We start from the raw sequence: 18065 nt of genomic DNA, 5'->3' as shown, positions 1-18065 counted from the left end.
GGGACCTGCTCAAGCCGTTCCCACTGCAGGAACGCGCACGCCTGATGGCACCTGCTGAAGCCGGTTCCACTACAGGAATGCGCAAGCCTGATGGCACCTGCTGAAGCCGGTTCCACTATTCAAACGCGTACGCATTGTGGGACCGGCTTTAGCCGGGAAGGCATTGGACGTGACACCGAGAAAATCGACGGTGTCCCAGTTGCCTTGTTCCCTGACCGCAGCAGCACTGGAAAGCGCACGGCACCGGCGGGCCAGCATTGCCCCGGCACGCTCAATCTTGAATAATCCGCGTCTTGAGAATCAGTCGCAGACGCCAATGACTCCCGCCACCCTCCATCGCCCCCACATACTCGCCATCGAGGATGACCCCGTGCTCGGTGCCTTTGTCCACGAGCAGCTTGACCGCTGCGGGTTTCAGGTGACCTGGTGCCAGAATGGCGCCGAAGGGCTGGCCTGCGCGCAGCGAGAGCCGTTCGACGTCGTGCTGATGGACATCTTGCTGCCGGGCATGAACGGCCTCGACATCCTTACCCACCTGCGGCGTCGCCACAGCATGCCGATCATCCTGATGTCGGCGCTGGGTGCCGAGGCTGACCGCATCACCGGCTTTCAGAACGGTGCCGACGATTACCTGCCCAAACCCTTCAGCGTCGATGAGCTGCGAGTGCGCATCGAGGCCATCCTGCGTCGGGTCGAACTCGAGCGACGTTTTCACGCGCTGACGGTAAGCCCGCCGGAGCCCGATGACGACACCGAAGATGCGCACGGCCTGACGTTCGACGAAGGGCGTTGCGACGTGTTGTTCGCGGGGGCCCCGGCACAGTTGACCGGCACCGAGTTCCGCTTGCTCGACACCCTCTGGCGCAATCCCGAAGACGTCCTCAGCAAGGCCTTTCTCTATCAGCATGTGCTCCAGCGCGGCTACTCACAGCATGACCGCAGCCTGGACATGCACATCAGCCAGATTCGCCGCAAGCTCAAGGCCATCGGATACCAGGCGCGGCAGGTGCGCACAGTCTGGGGCAAAGGCTATGTGTTGACGGCGGTCGTGCTGGATGCCTGAGGTGCGCAAACGGCTGCCCGGCCGCCATTCGCTGTTCTGGAAACTGGCCATTCTGTTGGTGGGATTCTGCCTGCTGATGATCTGGCTGAGCTGGTATTGGGGCCGCTACATCGAGACCCGCAACGCTTACCTGAGCGCCGAAGCCCATAGGGTACTCAATGGCTATGCGGCCCAGGCTGAACAGGCATGGGAGACCGGCGGCCGAGCGGGCATCGACACATGGCTGACGCACATTCGTCAGCAGGAAGACGTCTGGATCACAGTGATCGGCAGCGATTTGCAGCCACTGGGCAGCGCGCCGCTTACAAGGGATCAGTCGCAACACATGACCTTCATGCGCGGCATTGACTGGCCCATGAGCACACGCCAAAAGACCGTGCCCTGGCTCAAGATTGCCTTCCCCGGCAACCCCGACGCAGGCAGTCTGGTGATCGAATTACCCGAACGCTTCAAGCCAGGTCGATACGCGCTCATCGGGCAAATGCTCACCAACGTGCTGATTCCTGCGCTCTTCACCTTGCTGTTGTGCGTCGGGCTGTACCGTCTGCTGATTCGCCCGCTCAATCAACTGCGCGAACAGGCCAACGCCTGGCGTGCCGACCGACTGTCCAGCCGTCTCTCCCCGCAAATGACCGGGCGCCGCGACGAACTGGGCGAGCTGAACCGCGCGTTTGATCACATGGCCGCGCGCCTGCATTCCACCGTGCAGGTTCAACAGCAATTGCTGCGTGACCTTTCCCATGAACTGCGCACACCGCTCAGTCGCCTGCGGGTGGCGTGCGACAGCGAGCAAGGCCTGCCTGAACTGCGCGAGCGCTTGCGGCGTGAGGTCGACGGCATGCGCCGGCTGGTGGATGACACCCTGCAACTGGCATGGCTGGACACCGAACGCGAAAAACTTCCCGGTGAAGATATTCAGGTTGTGGCGCTTTGGGAAATGCTCGTCGATGACGCCTGTTTCGAAACCTGCTGGCCGTCCCGCCAATTGCGTTGCGATCTGGACAGCGAATGCTGGGTGAGTGGCCATCTCAATACGCTGGCACAGGCGCTGGAAAACATTCTGCGCAACGCCATCCGGCATTCACCCCCGCAAGGGATCGTGCGCCTGGACGGGCGTCGTGACGGAGATGACTGGCTGCTCTGGCTGGAAGACGAAGGCGGCGGCATCGACGAAGGCGACCTGGAGCGCATCTTCGCGCCGTTCATCCGCCTGGACGGCGCGCGTCCCGGTGACGGCGGTTTCGGACTGGGCTTGAGCATCGCGCGCAATTCGCTGCGGCTGCAAGGCGGCGATCTGTGGGCCGAGAACACGGGGCAGGGGCTGCGCATGACCATGCGGCTGCCTATGGGGGTGAAGGAGTGAGGACTTTCAGCCGAACAGCCAGACCTTCGAAGGTCGGACTTAGCGACGGGACATCACGGCGTTATGCACGGGTAATGCCTGACGTTCGGGATGCTCCTGCAAAAAATGCCTGATCGCCTGGTCTTGGCGGTCCACCACACACACGTTCACGCTGGGTCGCGGCACGCTGCATTCGCCTAATGCCAAAAAGCCGCAGTTTTTAACGCCGTACACTGCAACCGGTTGTGCGACAGCTGAGCAGCCATACACCATCTCGCCAAGATAATTCAGCTGCCCTTGGGTGACCGTGAAACGCAACGGTTTGGAATAAGCGCCCATGAGGCCTTGGCGATTTCCCAAGCCGCTGACCTCATAGTCACCGGCGGGCAACCAGGCAGCATAATCATCCTTGGGACCCCAGCCATAGGTTTGGTTGCTCTTGGTATCGCGAAATTCGAGGTACGTCCCGTAGGGACCGCCCTCCAGCAGCGCGCCGACTACCAAACCCGCGTTCTTCTCATCGTATACGGGGGAATTCAACGCCATTTCGGCAGGTAAGGACGAGCAACCGACCAATGAGCCAATCAGGCTTATTGCAAAGAGGTGTTGCGAGCAAAGCATTCCAAATCCTCGGTGAGAACTGAACAAGACGTAGACGATGGCGAAAGCCGCGCTGGACGGCTGCGACTGGCTTGATTAGCATGATGGCCCTTAGCCGCTTTGTACATCAAGGACGATACATTTTCATGTTCATTCTTTTCCAACGACACCTCCGTGCCGCTGTAGGTATTGCTGCGCTCTTGCTCGGCGGTTGCAGTGTCAACGGCACCTTCGTGGATGCCACCGCACCGGATGCAGCGAAACTGCGGTTTATCAGTACCAACGAAAGCGCCACGCTGGATATCTTCGACGCCGAACACTGCGGCGGCCAAACCACAGGCATTCTCAATAATCTGTTTCTTGCCAATACGCGACGGCGAGCCGTCATGAGCGCTGCGGCGCCAAGCGACGCCAAGGCTTATCTTGAGGTGCGCTTGCAGCCAAACCGTGAATTGTTCGCACGTGCCAACACGCTAAGCACCGGTAGCGTGTGCACCGTAGGGTTCAACTTCACGCCGCAGAGCGGCGGCGAGTACGAAGCGGACTTCCGCTATTTCGGCAATAGGTGCCAAGTGTCTCTTAGCCGGCTGCGCGAGATTGACGGCAAAGTCATGCGCCTGCCGATTGCGCTCACCGACAAAGGGCTGCCCGCCTGCGCTGGCCGCGGTCCGCTTTTTCCCAAAAGCGCTGAAGCACCGGCTCAATCAGCGGAGCGTGCAGCAATGATCGCGCAGATTGTGGACGCCAGCGTCATCGCGAAAATGCGGCCCGACGCCGATGACTCGTCATTCCCGACCGCTGTGATTGATAAGTCTGAAGAGGAACGCAAGCAGCGCCTGGGGTTCACGATGCCAGACACCTATTGGACCGAATATCGCAAGAATCTGGAGCAGTTCGGCAATGAACTCAAGGCCACCAAAACGCGTTCATTGCAGCTTTACAAGGATTACTACACCAAGCACCTAAGTCTGCTCGAAACTCCCGAAATGCTGAAGCTTGTGCCAGAGGGACAAGCAGCCGACCGCAGCGAGGCGATGCGCACGAATAATTCAATGCTTGAGTATTACTACCGAACCCACGAGGAACTGTTGAGGGAAACGCTGAGCGCACATCAGGCACGCATGGCTGACCTGGATCAGCGCTTCGACGTGTGTAGGCGATTCGCCGCTTGCTCGCAAAATTGAAGAGGGGCCGCATGGCAGCTTCAATGTGCTTAGCTGCGGCACGGAGAACGAACAGTCAGAGCCGACCGGCAGGGCACGAACCCGCTCCCGCACACAGAGCCCGACCCCGTCGACGTGCATCCAGGGATGGGACCGTGGATGGAACGTAGCGTGCTTTAGCCGCGTACGGAATCTGTAGATGAATGATCACCCACTCAGAAGGTTTTGAGCTTTATCCCGCAAACTTATAATCACCGCCCTTTGCCACCGCTGCGATGTATGCCGGCCGCGCCTGGAATCGCTCGATCCAGGCGGCAAGGTTAGGGTAGGGCTGCAGCATGCCTTGGGTCGAGAACAACGTGGCGTCACTTGCGCGACGCCGCCGACTGGTCGTTATCGGCTTTCTGGGCGGCAGCTCCGTCAAGGACTTCAATCTGCTGGCGTTGATGGAAAAGCAAGGCTCGGTGACAGGGTCGATGATGCGTTCGCGCAGCGCGGAGGAAAAAGCCGAGATAGCTCGCGCCATACGGGCCAATGTCTGGCCGTTGCTCAGTCAAGGCGAATGCCTGGCTATCATCGACCGTGTCTTCCCGCTCGCCGACGCAGCACAAGCGCATCAGCGAATGGAACAGGGCGACCATGTCGGCAAGATCGTGCTAAAGGTGTTGTAAATGGAAATCGCCCGGTGCGCGTCATAGACGGCCCCCGGGCGTCACCTTTCGTTTGAGGTGGCTGTGGTTGTATGGGTGGCGAGCGGCGGCTTCTGCCCGGTTTCAATGTAGAGCTTGTTACTCATGCCGCACGCTGCCACAAAACCCAACACCGCAAAAACACTGGCTCAGCTGAATGATCGCCCCACGGGAGTCATTCTCAGCTGCTACGCCGGCAACGGCCCATACGCGCGGTACGAATCGACCAGGGCATCGAAAAGCGAGATGTCCGAGCGACTTCTGGCGAAGAGCTGGGCACCGACAATAGCGGAAAAAATGGCACGTGCTCGGGATTCACTCTCACTGGGTTCGCACACCTTCGCAGCCAATAGAAGCTTGGTTAGCCACGCAATGTTCACATCAGCAAAGGTCTGAATTTCTTTCGTCATCTCGGTGGGCAGAGTGTCGGTTTCAGCCCCCATGAAGCTCCCCAGGCAGAGACGATTGTCGGCCTCAAGCGATCTGCGGAAGATCTCGGGAAAGCGACGCAAGGCCTCGATCGGGGAAGAGCTTTCAGATTCGATCGTCTCGAGCGCGAGCGCGCCGTCCTCCCAATACCGTTTGGCTACGGCAATGCCCAGGTCGGCTTTGCTTGGGAAATGGTAGTAAATACTCGCCGCTTTGATACCAACGGCTTGCGCAAGGTCGCGGAAATTCAAACCGTTGTAGCCCTGCGATTGGGCGATTTTCTTGGCAGCCAGCAAAATGGCCTCTTTGGCGTTGACGCTCATCTTGATGCCTTTCGTCTTGGGACGATCTCTTAAACAGGGTGGCTAATTTACAGCAAAGGCCTGCTGTGTGACCGGTAGATTGCCATTGAGAGCAGCGAGCTCAAGGCGAGTTGGATGTTTAACAGCAGCCGTTCCATTAAGGTTCAGCAGGCGGCATCGTCATCCGATACCAAGGAGACCACTGCCGTCACCGAGAAAGCCTGCGTGTGGCGATCTCGGCGTACGGAGTTTCCATTGAGATACCGTTATTGGGCTGGCGAATCCAGTTCAGGAATGCCGCTGTTGCCATCAGCGTAGGCAGCCTGGAAGCTCGGACGCTTGGTCCAGCGCTGCCAGTACGCGTCCAGGAACTCAAAACGCTCATCCAATGGGGTAGCGTTGACCGGAAATTTCGAGAAGGCGATCGCGGTTGCCAGAGTAATGTCCGAGAAGGTCGGGGCATCGCCGCCCAGCAGCCATTCGCGTCCGTCTGACAAATGACGATTGACCAGTGCAGCGTGAGCCAACGCTTCCTTACGGCAGTGCTCGCCCCAGGCTTCGTTTTTGGTCAGTTCCAGCTTGAAGCCGAGCCCGGTGTGCAACACATGGAACGCGGTAACGATGCGGTACAGGATGTGCACCCACACCCGGTTATCCCACATGTTGTCCAGACCCTGTTCCAGTGGGGTCGCTCCCATGATCTTGCGACCGGGATACTCCTGATCGAGATAACGAACGATGGCAGCCGTTTCTGAAATGTAGCTTCCGTCAGCCAGTTGAAGGGTGGGCGTTTCGCCCCACGGGTTCATATTCAAATGACGCCAGCCACGCTGTTCGCCGACAGGGGACATGTCGTAGATGGTCTCGGCAAATTGGTCAGCGATGCCCTTTTCGTGCATGAACAGGCGCAGACGCTGCGGGTTAGGGAAGGCCGAAGGTGAAGTGAAAAGCTGGAGTTGAGTAGTCATGGTTAATCCTGCAAAAGAGGTGGTTTGTCTACCTAACACTCGTTAGGTAGATAAACCTTAGCGAAGCAGCTGACCCACGTCAACACCTATCTAACGATTGTTAGGTAAATTTTTTCTTGCGGTGTCTGGCTGCATTGGTTCGATTGAGGTGTCTCGCTCGGTTCGATCCGGAAGGGCGCGCGCCGCGTGGCGTCGGGCGCGATTCACGTGCTTTATCCGAGATGCCGGCCTGCATGGATTTGACCGCGTACTGCAACTCCAGCAAGGCCACGTGGTTCAAGCTGGCTAGGCAGTATGGGTACGAGAAGAAGGGTGCAGCTGACAGTCAACTCTGGGACAAGATCGGTCAGTTGCAACCGGCCGCAGCGGGCAAGAGCGGTCAGTCGGTAACCGGTAGACTCGATAGAAGGAATGGCCAAACAGACCTGCGTTAACTACGCCCGATCTATTCGCCCTGAGTAGCAACCCTGTTTGGCATTGTGAACATGAATGTAACTTACCTCTGGATTGGCAAACATCCGAGTGACTACAGGTTCCATCACCATTCCATCAGCTACGTCGGCGTCCAGCATCATCCCATCATCATTGAAAGCACGAAGTGATAGCAGGCGGATGCGCATTGACTCAGGTACCTGGTCGACTGCGTCATAAGCTTGCGTAGCCCACTCCCGTATGAAGATCGCGTGTGAAGCGCGGTATGGCGTCTTGGCTGGCTGACAGACATGGTTGAGTAAAAACACGCTCTGACCCAGTTCCGCATCTTTCATTTCGATACGGTCAGGAAAACCCGGGTTGCTGTCGACGATGTAACGCTTCACTCCAAAAGATGCCAGATCCTGGTCGGGCAATCCATAAAGTGACTGGAATGGCTCGGGGGCAAGGCCAGTTATACGGAACGCCATGGTCGGACTCCTATTGGTTCGGAGTCCTATCAGACTGTGAGACGCACAGTACTTACTATCCGATTCTTGCTGCCTTATTCAACTGCCCCGACCGGCTGCTTTGAGTGGAAACCAGAGAGCTGCAACTGACAGCTATCGACCCGAAGCTGACTCTGCATTGGCCGTAAAGAGATGAGGGGTGATCTTCTCTTGGGTGAGAGAAGAACGCATCCGTTGACGTTGTGGCTGAGACAAGCACCGCAGGATGCAGGGCGAGTCTGGAATTCAGTGCCGTGATTTAATAATTGGGATCCAATTCACAGAATCTGCGCGAACTTTTCTGCATTGCTTGGCACTAAGGTATCTCTTCGGAATGATGGCCATTTAGTAGCAGTCCATCAGGCGTGCTGATCCTCAACTGATGGCCCGCCGCTTGTCGGAGAGCACTTTCCGGTAACAGGCTGTAACTCTTTCCTGGCGCCTTGTTTTACTGCCCATCAAAGCCTTGCAGATTTATCAGGCGCGAATGCCCACCTGATCCAACGCTTTGGATCAACGGGATTCGATGTTAATTTGCCGCCCCTTGATTTTTCGACGGATCGAACATGCCCTTGTCATTGCCACGGATTCGGTTGTTGCTTTGCACTTTTCTGCTCGCGTGTATGAGCCTGAACAGCGCCACCGCTGCCCCAACGCCCGGCGATCAGGACCTGATCCGCGACCGGCAGAACCGCCTTCTCGAAGAGCAGAGCCGCCGCCTGCAAGAGCTTCAGGACTTGCCCGGCAAACAGGCCAAGCCCGAGGCCCCGGCCACGCCGGCCGATAGTCGTTGCTTCCCGATTCAGGATATCGAGCTCAAGGGTGCCGACAGCCTGTCCGACACTGACCGCACGCGTCTGCTCAAACCCTACATCGGCCAATGCCTGGGCGTGACGCAGCTCAATGAACTGCTCAAGGTCATCACCGACTACTACATCGACAAGGGCCGCGTCACCAGCCGTGCCTACTTGCCGCAACAAGACCTCTCCAGCGGTCACCTGCAGGTGCTGGTGGTCGAAGGCAAACTCGAAGCGTTGAAAGCCGCCGAGGGCAGTACCGTGACGGACCGCGAGCTGGCCATGGCCTTTCCCGGCAAGGTCGGCGAGGCGCTCGACCTGCGCGAGATCGAACAACTGGTGGACCAGCTCAACCGTTTGCCCTCCAGGCAGGCGCAGATGCGACTGACCCCGGGCCAGCAGATCGGCGGCAGTGAAGTGGTGGTCAACAACGTCCCGCAAAAGCCCTGGCGCGCGAGCCTGTCGCGTAACAACGACGGTCAGGAAAGCACCGGTGAACAGCAATGGGACGCAGGGCTGGAATGGGACAGTCCGCTGGGCCTGGGCGACCAATTGATACTGCGCAGCGGCCACGACGCTGTCAGCGACCACCAGAAAACCTCGAAAAACAACATGCTGTATTACAACGTGCCGTGGGGCTGGTGGAACTTCAGCTACACGTACAGCGAAAGCGACTATCGCACCTACGGCGAGACCGACAGCAGCAAATTCAAGCTCAATGGCGACAACGAGAACCACCAACTGCGCGCCGAGCGGGTGATCCATCGCGATGACGTGAGCAAGACCTCGGTGAACGCCGGCCTGGCTCATCTGCGTACCAACAACTACGTTCTCGACGTGCGCACCGAGCCGAGCAGTAACCGCCTCAGCGAACTCCAGCTCGGCATCAACCACGGTCGGCGCATCGGCAATGCGTTCGTCAACCTTGACCTGGGCATGCAGAACGGCATCGGCCTACTCGATGCCCAGTCTGAAGAAGAACGCGATGAGTTAGGCAACCGGCAGGCCAATTCGCGCTACCGCAAATACACCGCCACCGTCAGTTACCTGCAGCCGTTCACGCTGTGGGGCGAGTCGTTCAGCTTTTCCAGCCTGGCCACCGGTCAGCGCAGTGAAGACATTCTCTTCAGCCCGCAGCGCATTAGCCTGGGTGGCTCGGCCTCGGTACGCGGTCTCAAGGACCAGCAACTGACCGGCGACAGCGGCGGTTACTGGCGCAACGAAGTGCGCTGGGCACGCCCGGTAACGCTGGATTGGATGCGCCCGGCCTTTGCCGAGTACGGCACCAGCGTCGGCTACGACCAGGGCGTGATCAGCAACGACCGCTACAACGGCGACGTACATGGTCGCGTGTCCAGTAATTCTCTGGAGCTGTTCGCTCGGGGCAAGTACGTCAGCACCAGCGTGACCTTTGCCCATTCTTTAGAAAGACCGGGAGTGGTCACCGAGCGCGAAGCGCCGATCTACTTCCGCATGGATTTCTTCCTGTAATTCAACGCCCCGTTACATCGAGAATCTGACAATGGACGTTCGCCAGTTTGCCTTCCTTGCCCGCCAACCTTCTGCTGCGCTGAAGCCGCGGGACTCGTTCTTCGGTCTGCCCAAGCGCGGCCTGGTGCTGATCCTGATCAACGCGCTGTTCTGGCAGCCACTGCTGGCTCAGGCCGAAGGCATCGTGGTCAGTGCGCCGGGCACCACCGTAGGTCAGGCGGGCAACGGCGTGCCCGTGGTGAACATCGCCACGCCGAACGGCAGCGGCCTGTCCCATAACAAGTTCCAGGACTACAACGTCGGCGCAAACGGCGTGATCCTCAACAATGCCACCGGCACTATGGCCAACACCCAGTTGGGCGGCTACATCGTCGGCAACCCCAACCTCAAGGGCGGCGCGGCCAACGTTATCCTCAACGAAGTCACCGGCAGCAACCCCAGCCAGTTGCGCGGCTACACCGAAGTGGCGGGGCAGTCGGCCAAAGTCATCGTTGCCAACCCGTACGGCGTCACCTGCAGCGGCTGCGGCTTCATCAACACACCGAACGTCACCCTCACCACCGGCAAGCCCGTGCTCGACGCGAACGGCCAACTGAAAAGCTACCAGGTCGACGGCGGCGCCGTGACCATCGACGGTGAAGGCCTGAACGCCAGCAACGTCGACCGCTTCGACATCATCACTCGCTCGGCCAAGATCAACGCGCAGATCAATGCGCGCGAACTGAATGTGATCGCCGGTCGCAACGATGTGGACGCCCAAAGCCTGACAGCCACACCCCGCGCCGACGATGGCAGCACCAAGCCCGAGCTGGCGATTGACTCATCGGCCCTTGGCGGGATGTACGCAGGGGCGATCAAGCTGGTGGGCACCGAAGCCGGTGTGGGCGTGAAGCTGGACGGCACGCTGGCGGCCAGTGGCGGGGATATTCAACTGGATGCCAATGGGCGCCTGAGCATGGCTCAGGCGGCGGCCACCGGTAACATCAGGGTTACGGCGCAGAGCGTCAACCTGACTGACAAGGTTTACGCCACCGGCAACGTAAACGTCACCAGCGCTCAAGCCCTGGTCAACCAGAAGAGCGTGGCCGCCGGCCAACGCATTGAACTCAACGCGGCCAGCGTGACCAATGCCGGCATCATCGAAGCGGGCGTGGCAGCGGACAACAGCCGCAACGCCACCGGCGACCTCGTGGTGAACGCGCAAACCGTCAACACCAGTGGCGACCTGCTGGCCAGCCGCGCCTTGGCGATCACCGCCGCGCAGGCGCTGACCAACCAGGGCAGCATCGTCCAGGCCAAAACCGTCAGCGTCAATACGAGCACCCTGACCAATCAGGGCGCCGCCGCACGCATCTTCGGCGAGCAAAGCCTGGCAATAAGTGCACCGGCCATTGCCAACCTGGGCGGCTTGATTCGCTTCGGTGAAGGCCAGGCCGCGACGCTCAACACTACCTCCCTGGATAACCGCCAGGGCCGCATTGAAATGGCCGGTGGCAGCCTGGTGCTCAGCAGCGCCGACCTGAACAACAGTGGCGGGCAAATCGTCGCCAACGACCTGACCGTCAACGCAGCCAGTCTCAACAACCAGAACGGTGTGCTGGTCGCCGGTGCGCTGACGGTGAACGCCAGCGACCTCGACAACAGTCAAAAGGGCCTGATCCAGGCCGACAACGGCGCGCTGAACCTCTCCGTTGCCAATGCCTTCAACAACAGCCTGGGGTTTGCCCAGGCCGGCACTGACCTGAATCTCAACGCAGGCAGCGTTAGCAGCAACGCCAATGGCGTACTCAGCGCCAATACCGGCAAGTTGACCTTGGTGACCGCCCAGCAGCTCGATAACGCTCAGGGCCGCTTGCAAGCCGGGCAGGGCAACGTGGAGCTGCACGCCGCGAAACTGAACAACCAGAGCGGCGTGATCGTTGGCAAGCAGATTCTGCTCGACGCCAGTGGCGGTGACATCGACAACCGTTCCGGGCGTGTGCTGGGTGATCAACTCGACGTGCGCGCGTCCAGCCTGGACAACCGTGACGCGGGTCTGCTGGCCGGCGGTGCGCAGGGTGTGAGCCTGCTGCTCAAAGGGCCGGGCCAATTGCTCAACGCCCAAGGCCGCATTCAAAGCGAAGGCCTGTTGCAACTGCGCGGCGAGCGCCTCGACAACAGCGCGGGGATCCTGCTCGGCCAGTCGATCGAAATGACTGCGCCGACCTTCACCAACAGCAATAAAGGTGCACTGGTCAGCGACGGCGGCGACATCACCCTCAACGTCAGCGACCTGCTGACCAACGCTGGCGGAACCCTTGATGCGGGTGAGCGCAGCATTCTGGTCAAGGCCCTCACCACCCTCGATAACAGCGGCGGCACTTTACGCGGCAAGCGCGTGGACATTACCGCCCAACACCTGAACAACGACGGCGGCCAACTGCTGGCTGGCGATCAAGGCCTGAGCTATAGCGGCAGCGATGTGTCCAATCGTAAAGGCCTGATCCTCAGCGGAGGCGCACACACCCAGCTGGACACCGGCAGCCTGAACAACAGCGGTGGCACCGTGCAGGGCGATACCCTGACCGTCACCGCCAACACGGCGGACAACGGCGACGGTGGCCTGATGGCAAGCTTGCTCGGCAACTTGCAACTGACCGTCGAAGCCCTGGCCAATCGCGGCGGCAAGCTGTTCGGCAAAGAGCAGGTAACCGTCAGCGGTGGGACCCTCGACAACAGCGGCAACGGCCAGATCAGCGGCAACTTGCTCAACCTGACTTCACGCGACACGCTCACCAACAACGGCGGCCTGATCGAGGCCAACCAGGGTCTGACCCTAATCGGCGGCAACGTCGACAATAGCGCCGGCGGCCAGCTGCGTGCACTGGGTGGTGCCAGTAGCAGCCTTAACCTCAGCGGCGCACTCAACAACCAGAACGGCACCCTCGAATTCGGGAGCACGGCTTTTAGCCTCGATGCCGCCAGCCTGAACAACCAATCCGGGCAATTGCAGCACGCAGGTTCTGGCCTGTTCCGCCTCAACACCGCCAGCCTCAGCGGCAGCCAGGGCAGCATCAATGGCATGGGCAGCGCCGATTGGGCATTCGGCACCGTCGATGGCCTGGGGAGCGTGCAACTAAACGAAGTCCTCACCTATAAAAGCACCCAAGGCCTGACCCTGAAGGCGGGCGACCGCATGGCCAGCGGCAAGGGTTTGATCCTCGACGTAGCCAGCCTGAACAACGGCGGAGAACTGCTCAGCGACGGTGACTTGAGCATCACCACCACCGGCGACATGACCAACAGCGGCCGGGTGTCAGCCCTGCAAACACTGAGTGTGGCGGCGAATAACCTCAGCCAGAACGACGGGCGTCTCGCAGGCGTCAATATCCAGGTCAAACTGGGCGGGACTCTGGACAACCTCGGTTTCCTCACTGCGCGTCAGCAGCTGGACATCGCAGCGGCGCAGATCAATAACCGGGGCACCCTCGGTGCTCAAGGCGCGGTGAACCTGACGGCCGTCAACGGTATCAACAACGCGGCAGACACGCTGTTGTTCAGCGGCGGCGACATGACGTTGCGCGGCAATGGTTTCAGCAACCTGTATGGCGACGTTTACAGCAAGGGCGACCTGAGTTTTGCAGCGGCGGATGGCGGCAAGGCGGCGCTGTTCAGCAACCGCTCCGGCACCGTGGAAAGCGAAGGCTCCATCGGCATCAATGCAGGCTTTGTCGAAAACGCCAAAGATGAATTCGAACTCGGGCAGACGTTGACCACCGGCAGCCTGAGTTGGATCTGTTACCAGCACTGCGGCGAGAAAGACAGCTGGGAACGTGGCGAGATCACCATCTACGAGACGTACCTTGAGGCGGCGACCAAGGATTCGGTAGCTGCGCGCCTGGTGGCTGGCAAAAACATGCTGGTGCAAGGCGACAATGTGCAGAACCGCTACAGCTTGATGGCTGCCAATGGCGACCTGAGTATCACCGCCGGTGACCTGCTGAATCAGGGCGCCGCGACGCGCACAGGGGAGCGCAAGATTGTCGTCAGCACGCCAGGTCACGTTTCCGATGATTTGTTTGAACGCATGCAATATGTCGACGTTCCAGCGTTCAATGCGGCCACGGCGGCTGGGAATTTCGACAAGGCGCGCTTCGAGGAACTGAAAAACCGCTCACCCGACAGCCAGCCTTTCGCCCACTCAAGCGACGTTACCACCTGGACCGACAACGGCGGCCCAGGCTACGCCGCCACGATGCAGGCCGGCGGCACCGTCAACCTCAACGTCGCGCGCACCCTGCAAAACGGCACGCTGCATAACAACACCCTGGCGCAGTTGACCGGCACCTTGGGCGATGACCAGACCGGCATCCCCGTCGGCGGCATCAACATCAACCTGAGCAAACACGCCAACGACCCAAGCGCCCAAGGCGCCGGCAGCGTGTTGCCGGTTGCCAGCGTCGCCCCCGGCGGCGGCTTCGTACCCGTGGACTACACCGGCACGCCGTTCGCGCCGGTCGACCCGACCACCGCGCCGAACTTCCAGACGCCCAAGGGCGAGTACGGCCTGTTCGTCAAAAACCCCGACCCTACCAGCCATTACCTGATCGAAACCAACCCGGAATTTGCCACCACCGCGGGCTTCCTCAGCTCCGACTACATGCTCGGCAAGCTCGGGTTAACCGGTGACAACGCCTGGCGCCGCCTGGGCGATGGCCAATACGAGAGCCGCCTGATCCGCGACGCCGTCCTCGCGCAAACCGGCCAACGCTTCCTCGTCGGCGGCCTTTACAGCGACGCCGACCAGTTCCGTTACCTGATGGACAACGCCCTGGCGAGCAAAGACGCCCTGCGCCTGAGCCTCGGCGTGACGCTCACCAGCCAGCAAGTCGGCGCCCTGACCCACGACATCGTGTGGATGGAAAACCGGGTGGTCGAGGGCCAGACCGTCCTCGTGCCCGTGCTCTACCTGGCCCAGGCCGAATCACGCAACGTACGCGGCAACAGCCTGATCCAGGGCCGCGATCTCAACCTGGTCACCGGCGGCGACCTGATCAACGTCGGCACCCTGCGCGCCAGCAACAACTTCACCGCCGTCAGCACCGGCAGCCTTTACAACGGCGGCCTGATCGAAGCCGGCAACAACCTGAGCCTGCTGGCCCAGGACAGCATCCGAAACGCCATGGCCGGCGAAATTCGCGGCAACCAAGTCAGCCTCGCCGCCCTCAAGGGCGACATCACCAACGACAACACCGCGATCCAGGTACGTGACGGCGCCGGCATGCGCACCCTCACCGATACCAGCGCGAGCACCATCGTCGCCCGCGAAAACCTCGCCATCGACGCTGGCCGCGACCTCACCAACCAAGGCGTACTCACCGCTGGCAAAGACGCCAACCTGACCGCCGGCCGTGACCTTAACCTGATTGCCGCCAGCGACACCCGCATCACGCACGAGAGCCGCGACGGCGGCGAAAAATCCAGCATCACCACCGACGTCAAAAACCTCGCCGCCAGCGTCACGGCGGGCGGCAACCTCAACATGAAGGCCGGGCAGGACGTCAACATCATCGGCAGCACGGCCACGGCCGGCAAAGACCTGACCGTTGAGGCTGGGCGCGACTTCAACGTGGCGTCGGTCAGCGACATGCACAACGTCGAGGGCAAGGAAAAACACGGCAAGGAACGCATCAAGACCTCGGACGACCAGACCACCCAAGTGGCGAGCGTGTTGACGGCGGGTGGGGATTTTGTGAGCCAGGCCGGGCGCGATACGACGATTGTGGCGAGCAAGATCAGCGCGGGGAATGAGGCTTATCTGTATAGCGGGGATAAGTTGAGTTTGTTGGCGGCTGAGAACAGCACGCACACCCTCTACGACATGAAGAAAAACAGCGGCTGGGGTTCCAAAAAGACCCAGCGCGATGAGGTCACCCGCGTTACCAATGTCGGCACAGAAATCAAAACCGGCGGCGACCTGATACTCGAGAGTGGAGGCGACCAGACCTATCAACTCGCCAAGCTCCAAAGTGGTAAGGACATTACTCTGGACAGCGCTGGTGCTATCACCTTCGAGGCGGTCAAGGACCTGCATCAAGAGAGCCATGAGAAGAGCAATAACAATGCGTTCTGGGTCTCCTCCAAAGGTAAAGGAAACACCGACGAGACCGTCCGCCAGAGCCAATTAATCGCCGAAGGTAATGTTGCGATCAAAGCTGTCGCCGGTTTGAAGATCGACATCAATCAAGTCAATCAGGAAAGCGTCACCCAATCGATTGATGCAATGGTCAAGGCCGATCCGCAGTTGGCTTGGATCAAGGATGCCGAGAAGCGCGGTGATGTGGATTGGCGGCAGGTCAAGGAGATCCACGACAGCTTCAAATACAGCAACTCGGGGCTAGGCCCCGCATCGCAAATCATTATCGCCATCGTCATGGCAGCGGTAGTAGGCCCCATGGCAATGGGGGCGGTAGGTGCTTCTACCGGCGCGGCGGTCACTGCCGGAACGATGGGCGTCAATACTGCGGCGTTCCTGACCGCAGGAGCGGGTGCTGTGGCCGCAGGCGCCGCGACTAATGCGACTGTGAGTGTGATCAACAACCGTGGGAACCTGGGAGCGGTATTCAAGGACGTGACATCGTCCGATGCTCTGAAGGGGTATGCCATCTCGGGTGTAACCGCTGGCCTGACCGCTGCGTATTTTGATGATTTGACCGGCACTCACACCGATGTAAACACCGGAAAGATTACGGGTCCTAATCTTTCCACATGGGAAGGCGTTGGCCAGTTTGCGGGTAATCAGGTTCTGCAAAACGGAACGTCAACCCTGCTAAGCAATGCGCTGGGTGAAGGCGGTAGCGGCAGTGATGCACTGAAAACCGCACTGTTCAACACCTTGGCAGCGGCCAGCTTTAACGCCGTAGGGGACTACACCTACGGCAAAATCTCGGATGGCACACCGCCCAAGGTCATCATTCACGCCATGGTGGGCGGCCTGCTGTCAGAAGCGACGGGTGGAGATTTCAGAACGGGCGCACTGGCGGCCGGGGTCAATGAAGCTCTGGTTGGGCATCTGAACGAGTTGGTCAAAGGCGATCAAAATCTGTTGAACATGAGTTCTCAGATCGTCGGCGTGGTAGCAGCAGCCGCACAAGGCGACGCGGATGCGAAATCACTCGAGAAGGGCCGCTGGATTGCCCAGAACGCAACGCAGTACAACAAGGGTCTTCATCAACCCGCTGCGATGGAGCTTGAAAAGGCGCGCAATGAGAATCCGGACCGTGCGGTGAGACTTGATGCGGCTGCCTGCGCCCTGGCTCATTGCAGCGCTTCCGTACCTACCACCGACAAACACTATGATGAGCTGCAGGCGCTTGAAGCAGCAGGCGCGGGCTACACCCGTGAACTGGCTGAACTGAAAGCGACAGGTCAGTTTGACTACGGCTACATGGACAGTGCCGACGACTTCATCGCCCGGCATGATGAGGCGGCAACCCGGACCGGCGCTCTTGTCAGCACCGGTGTGAATACATTCATCGGCGGGAGTTCGTCACTGGGCGCCGCTGCAACACTGCCGGGATGTGTGTCTATTTTTGGTTGCGCGGTTCCCGCCGGTCTTGGCGGCGTGGCGGCATGGTCGTTCACCAGTGCAGCCGAGTCTGCAAGCGCTATCACCGGGCCGTATGTGTCAACCGAGGGACAACGGGTCCTCAGCTCTCTCAATCCCGCAAACAACACGCCAGACAACAGTGCATTGACGGCGTTGGCCAGAAATGCCGCTGAGTCGGTCGCCGAGGCGATTATTTTGCGGGGGACTGGTAAGCTTTTGTTGAAGGCTTATGGGGAAGGTGCAAAAGAGGTAGCAGGTACAGCTGCGACGGGCGGTGCAAAAGAGGTAGTAAGCCCAGATGCGACGGGCGGGAAGAAAGTTGGTCCAGAGACCGACCTAGCCCCCGAAGTAAATCTGCATTCAGATGGAAGCTATCGAACCCCTGACGGAAAATTTGCTAGCCCGAAGGGTCTAGCTCCTCCGGGAACAGTTAAGGCAGATGAGTTTGCTAAGCATTTAGAAGCAAATGGAATGGAAGTTGTAGGCACTGAGATGGTCGTTAAAGGGCCTCTCGGTGATCGTAGGTATGACATTGTAGTCCGTGACGCAAATGGTAAATTACACGGTCTTGAGGTGAAAAGCGGAACTGCTAGTAAGACCAGCTATCAAGAATTCACCGATTATTTTGTCAATCAGTTTGGGGCGCAAGGGAAGGGACGGCTAAAAGGCGAAGTCATCGAAAGCGCTACAACAGTTTATGTGCCGTGAAGGTG

General features: G+C 59.7%; 10 protein-coding genes. 6 read left to right on the top strand and 4 right to left on the bottom strand.

Annotated elements, in window-relative coordinates:
- The first annotated feature begins 316 nt into the window (after window positions 1-316).
- Entirely contained in the window at window positions 317-1063 is a 747-nt protein-coding gene (locus LT42_RS10085) for a response regulator transcription factor (protein WP_037012039.1), read from the top strand.
- The gene (locus LT42_RS10080; RefSeq protein ID WP_037012036.1) at window positions 1056-2426 is read left to right on the top strand and encodes a sensor histidine kinase; all 1371 of its coding nucleotides are present in this window, start codon (window positions 1056-1058) and stop codon (window positions 2424-2426) included. The genes LT42_RS10085 and LT42_RS10080 overlap by 8 nt, the downstream gene beginning before the upstream one ends.
- A 39-nt stretch (window positions 2427-2465) precedes the next feature.
- Here the strand turns inward: LT42_RS10080 and LT42_RS10075 are convergent, their stop codons facing one another.
- On the bottom strand, window positions 2466-3026 hold the full coding sequence (locus LT42_RS10075; protein ID WP_037012035.1) for a hypothetical protein: 561 nt from the start codon (window positions 3024-3026) through the stop codon (window positions 2466-2468).
- Between the two features lie 125 nt (window positions 3027-3151).
- Between LT42_RS10075 and LT42_RS26235 the strand changes: the two genes are divergently transcribed.
- Complete coding sequence (locus LT42_RS26235; RefSeq protein WP_276209507.1) at window positions 3152-4189, top strand: hypothetical protein; 1038 nt, start codon at window positions 3152-3154, stop codon at window positions 4187-4189.
- A 317-nt stretch (window positions 4190-4506) separates the two neighbouring features.
- On the top strand, window positions 4507-4839 hold the full coding sequence (locus LT42_RS10065; RefSeq protein WP_052075214.1) for a zinc-binding dehydrogenase: 333 nt from the start codon (window positions 4507-4509) through the stop codon (window positions 4837-4839).
- Window positions 4840-5045: 206 nt separating this feature from the next.
- On the opposite strand, the gene LT42_RS10060 is transcribed toward LT42_RS10065, so the two are convergent.
- From LT42_RS10060 to LT42_RS10045, 3 genes are all read right to left on the bottom strand, one after another.
- Window positions 5046-5609, bottom strand: a complete 564-nt coding sequence (locus tag LT42_RS10060; RefSeq protein WP_037012033.1) for a TetR/AcrR family transcriptional regulator — start codon at window positions 5607-5609, stop codon at window positions 5046-5048.
- A 245-nt stretch (window positions 5610-5854) separates the two neighbouring features.
- A complete protein-coding gene (locus tag LT42_RS10055; protein WP_037012031.1) occupies window positions 5855-6556 on the bottom strand; it encodes a glutathione S-transferase family protein in 702 nt (233 codons plus the stop codon).
- Window positions 6557-6990: 434 nt separating this feature from the next.
- Window positions 6991-7458: a DUF1203 domain-containing protein gene (locus tag LT42_RS10045; protein ID WP_037012027.1), complete on the bottom strand. Its 468-nt coding sequence runs from the start codon at window positions 7456-7458 to the stop codon at window positions 6991-6993.
- A gap of 584 nt (window positions 7459-8042) precedes the next feature.
- Here LT42_RS10045 and LT42_RS10040 point away from each other — a divergent pair.
- Entirely contained in the window at window positions 8043-9764 is a 1722-nt protein-coding gene (locus tag LT42_RS10040) for a ShlB/FhaC/HecB family hemolysin secretion/activation protein (protein WP_037012026.1), read from the top strand.
- 31 nt (window positions 9765-9795) lie between these two features.
- Window positions 9796-18060, top strand: a complete 8265-nt coding sequence (locus tag LT42_RS10035) for a two-partner secretion domain-containing protein (RefSeq protein ID WP_276209506.1) — start codon at window positions 9796-9798, stop codon at window positions 18058-18060.
- The last annotated feature ends 5 nt before the right edge of the window (window positions 18061-18065 follow it).

Origin of the sequence: Pseudomonas lutea (assembly GCF_000759445.1) — a bacterium.
GTDB lineage: Bacteria > Pseudomonadota > Gammaproteobacteria > Pseudomonadales > Pseudomonadaceae > Aquipseudomonas > Aquipseudomonas lutea.
The sequence above is the reverse complement of the archived record's forward strand: the minus strand, read 5'-3'. Positions and strand labels throughout refer to the sequence as shown.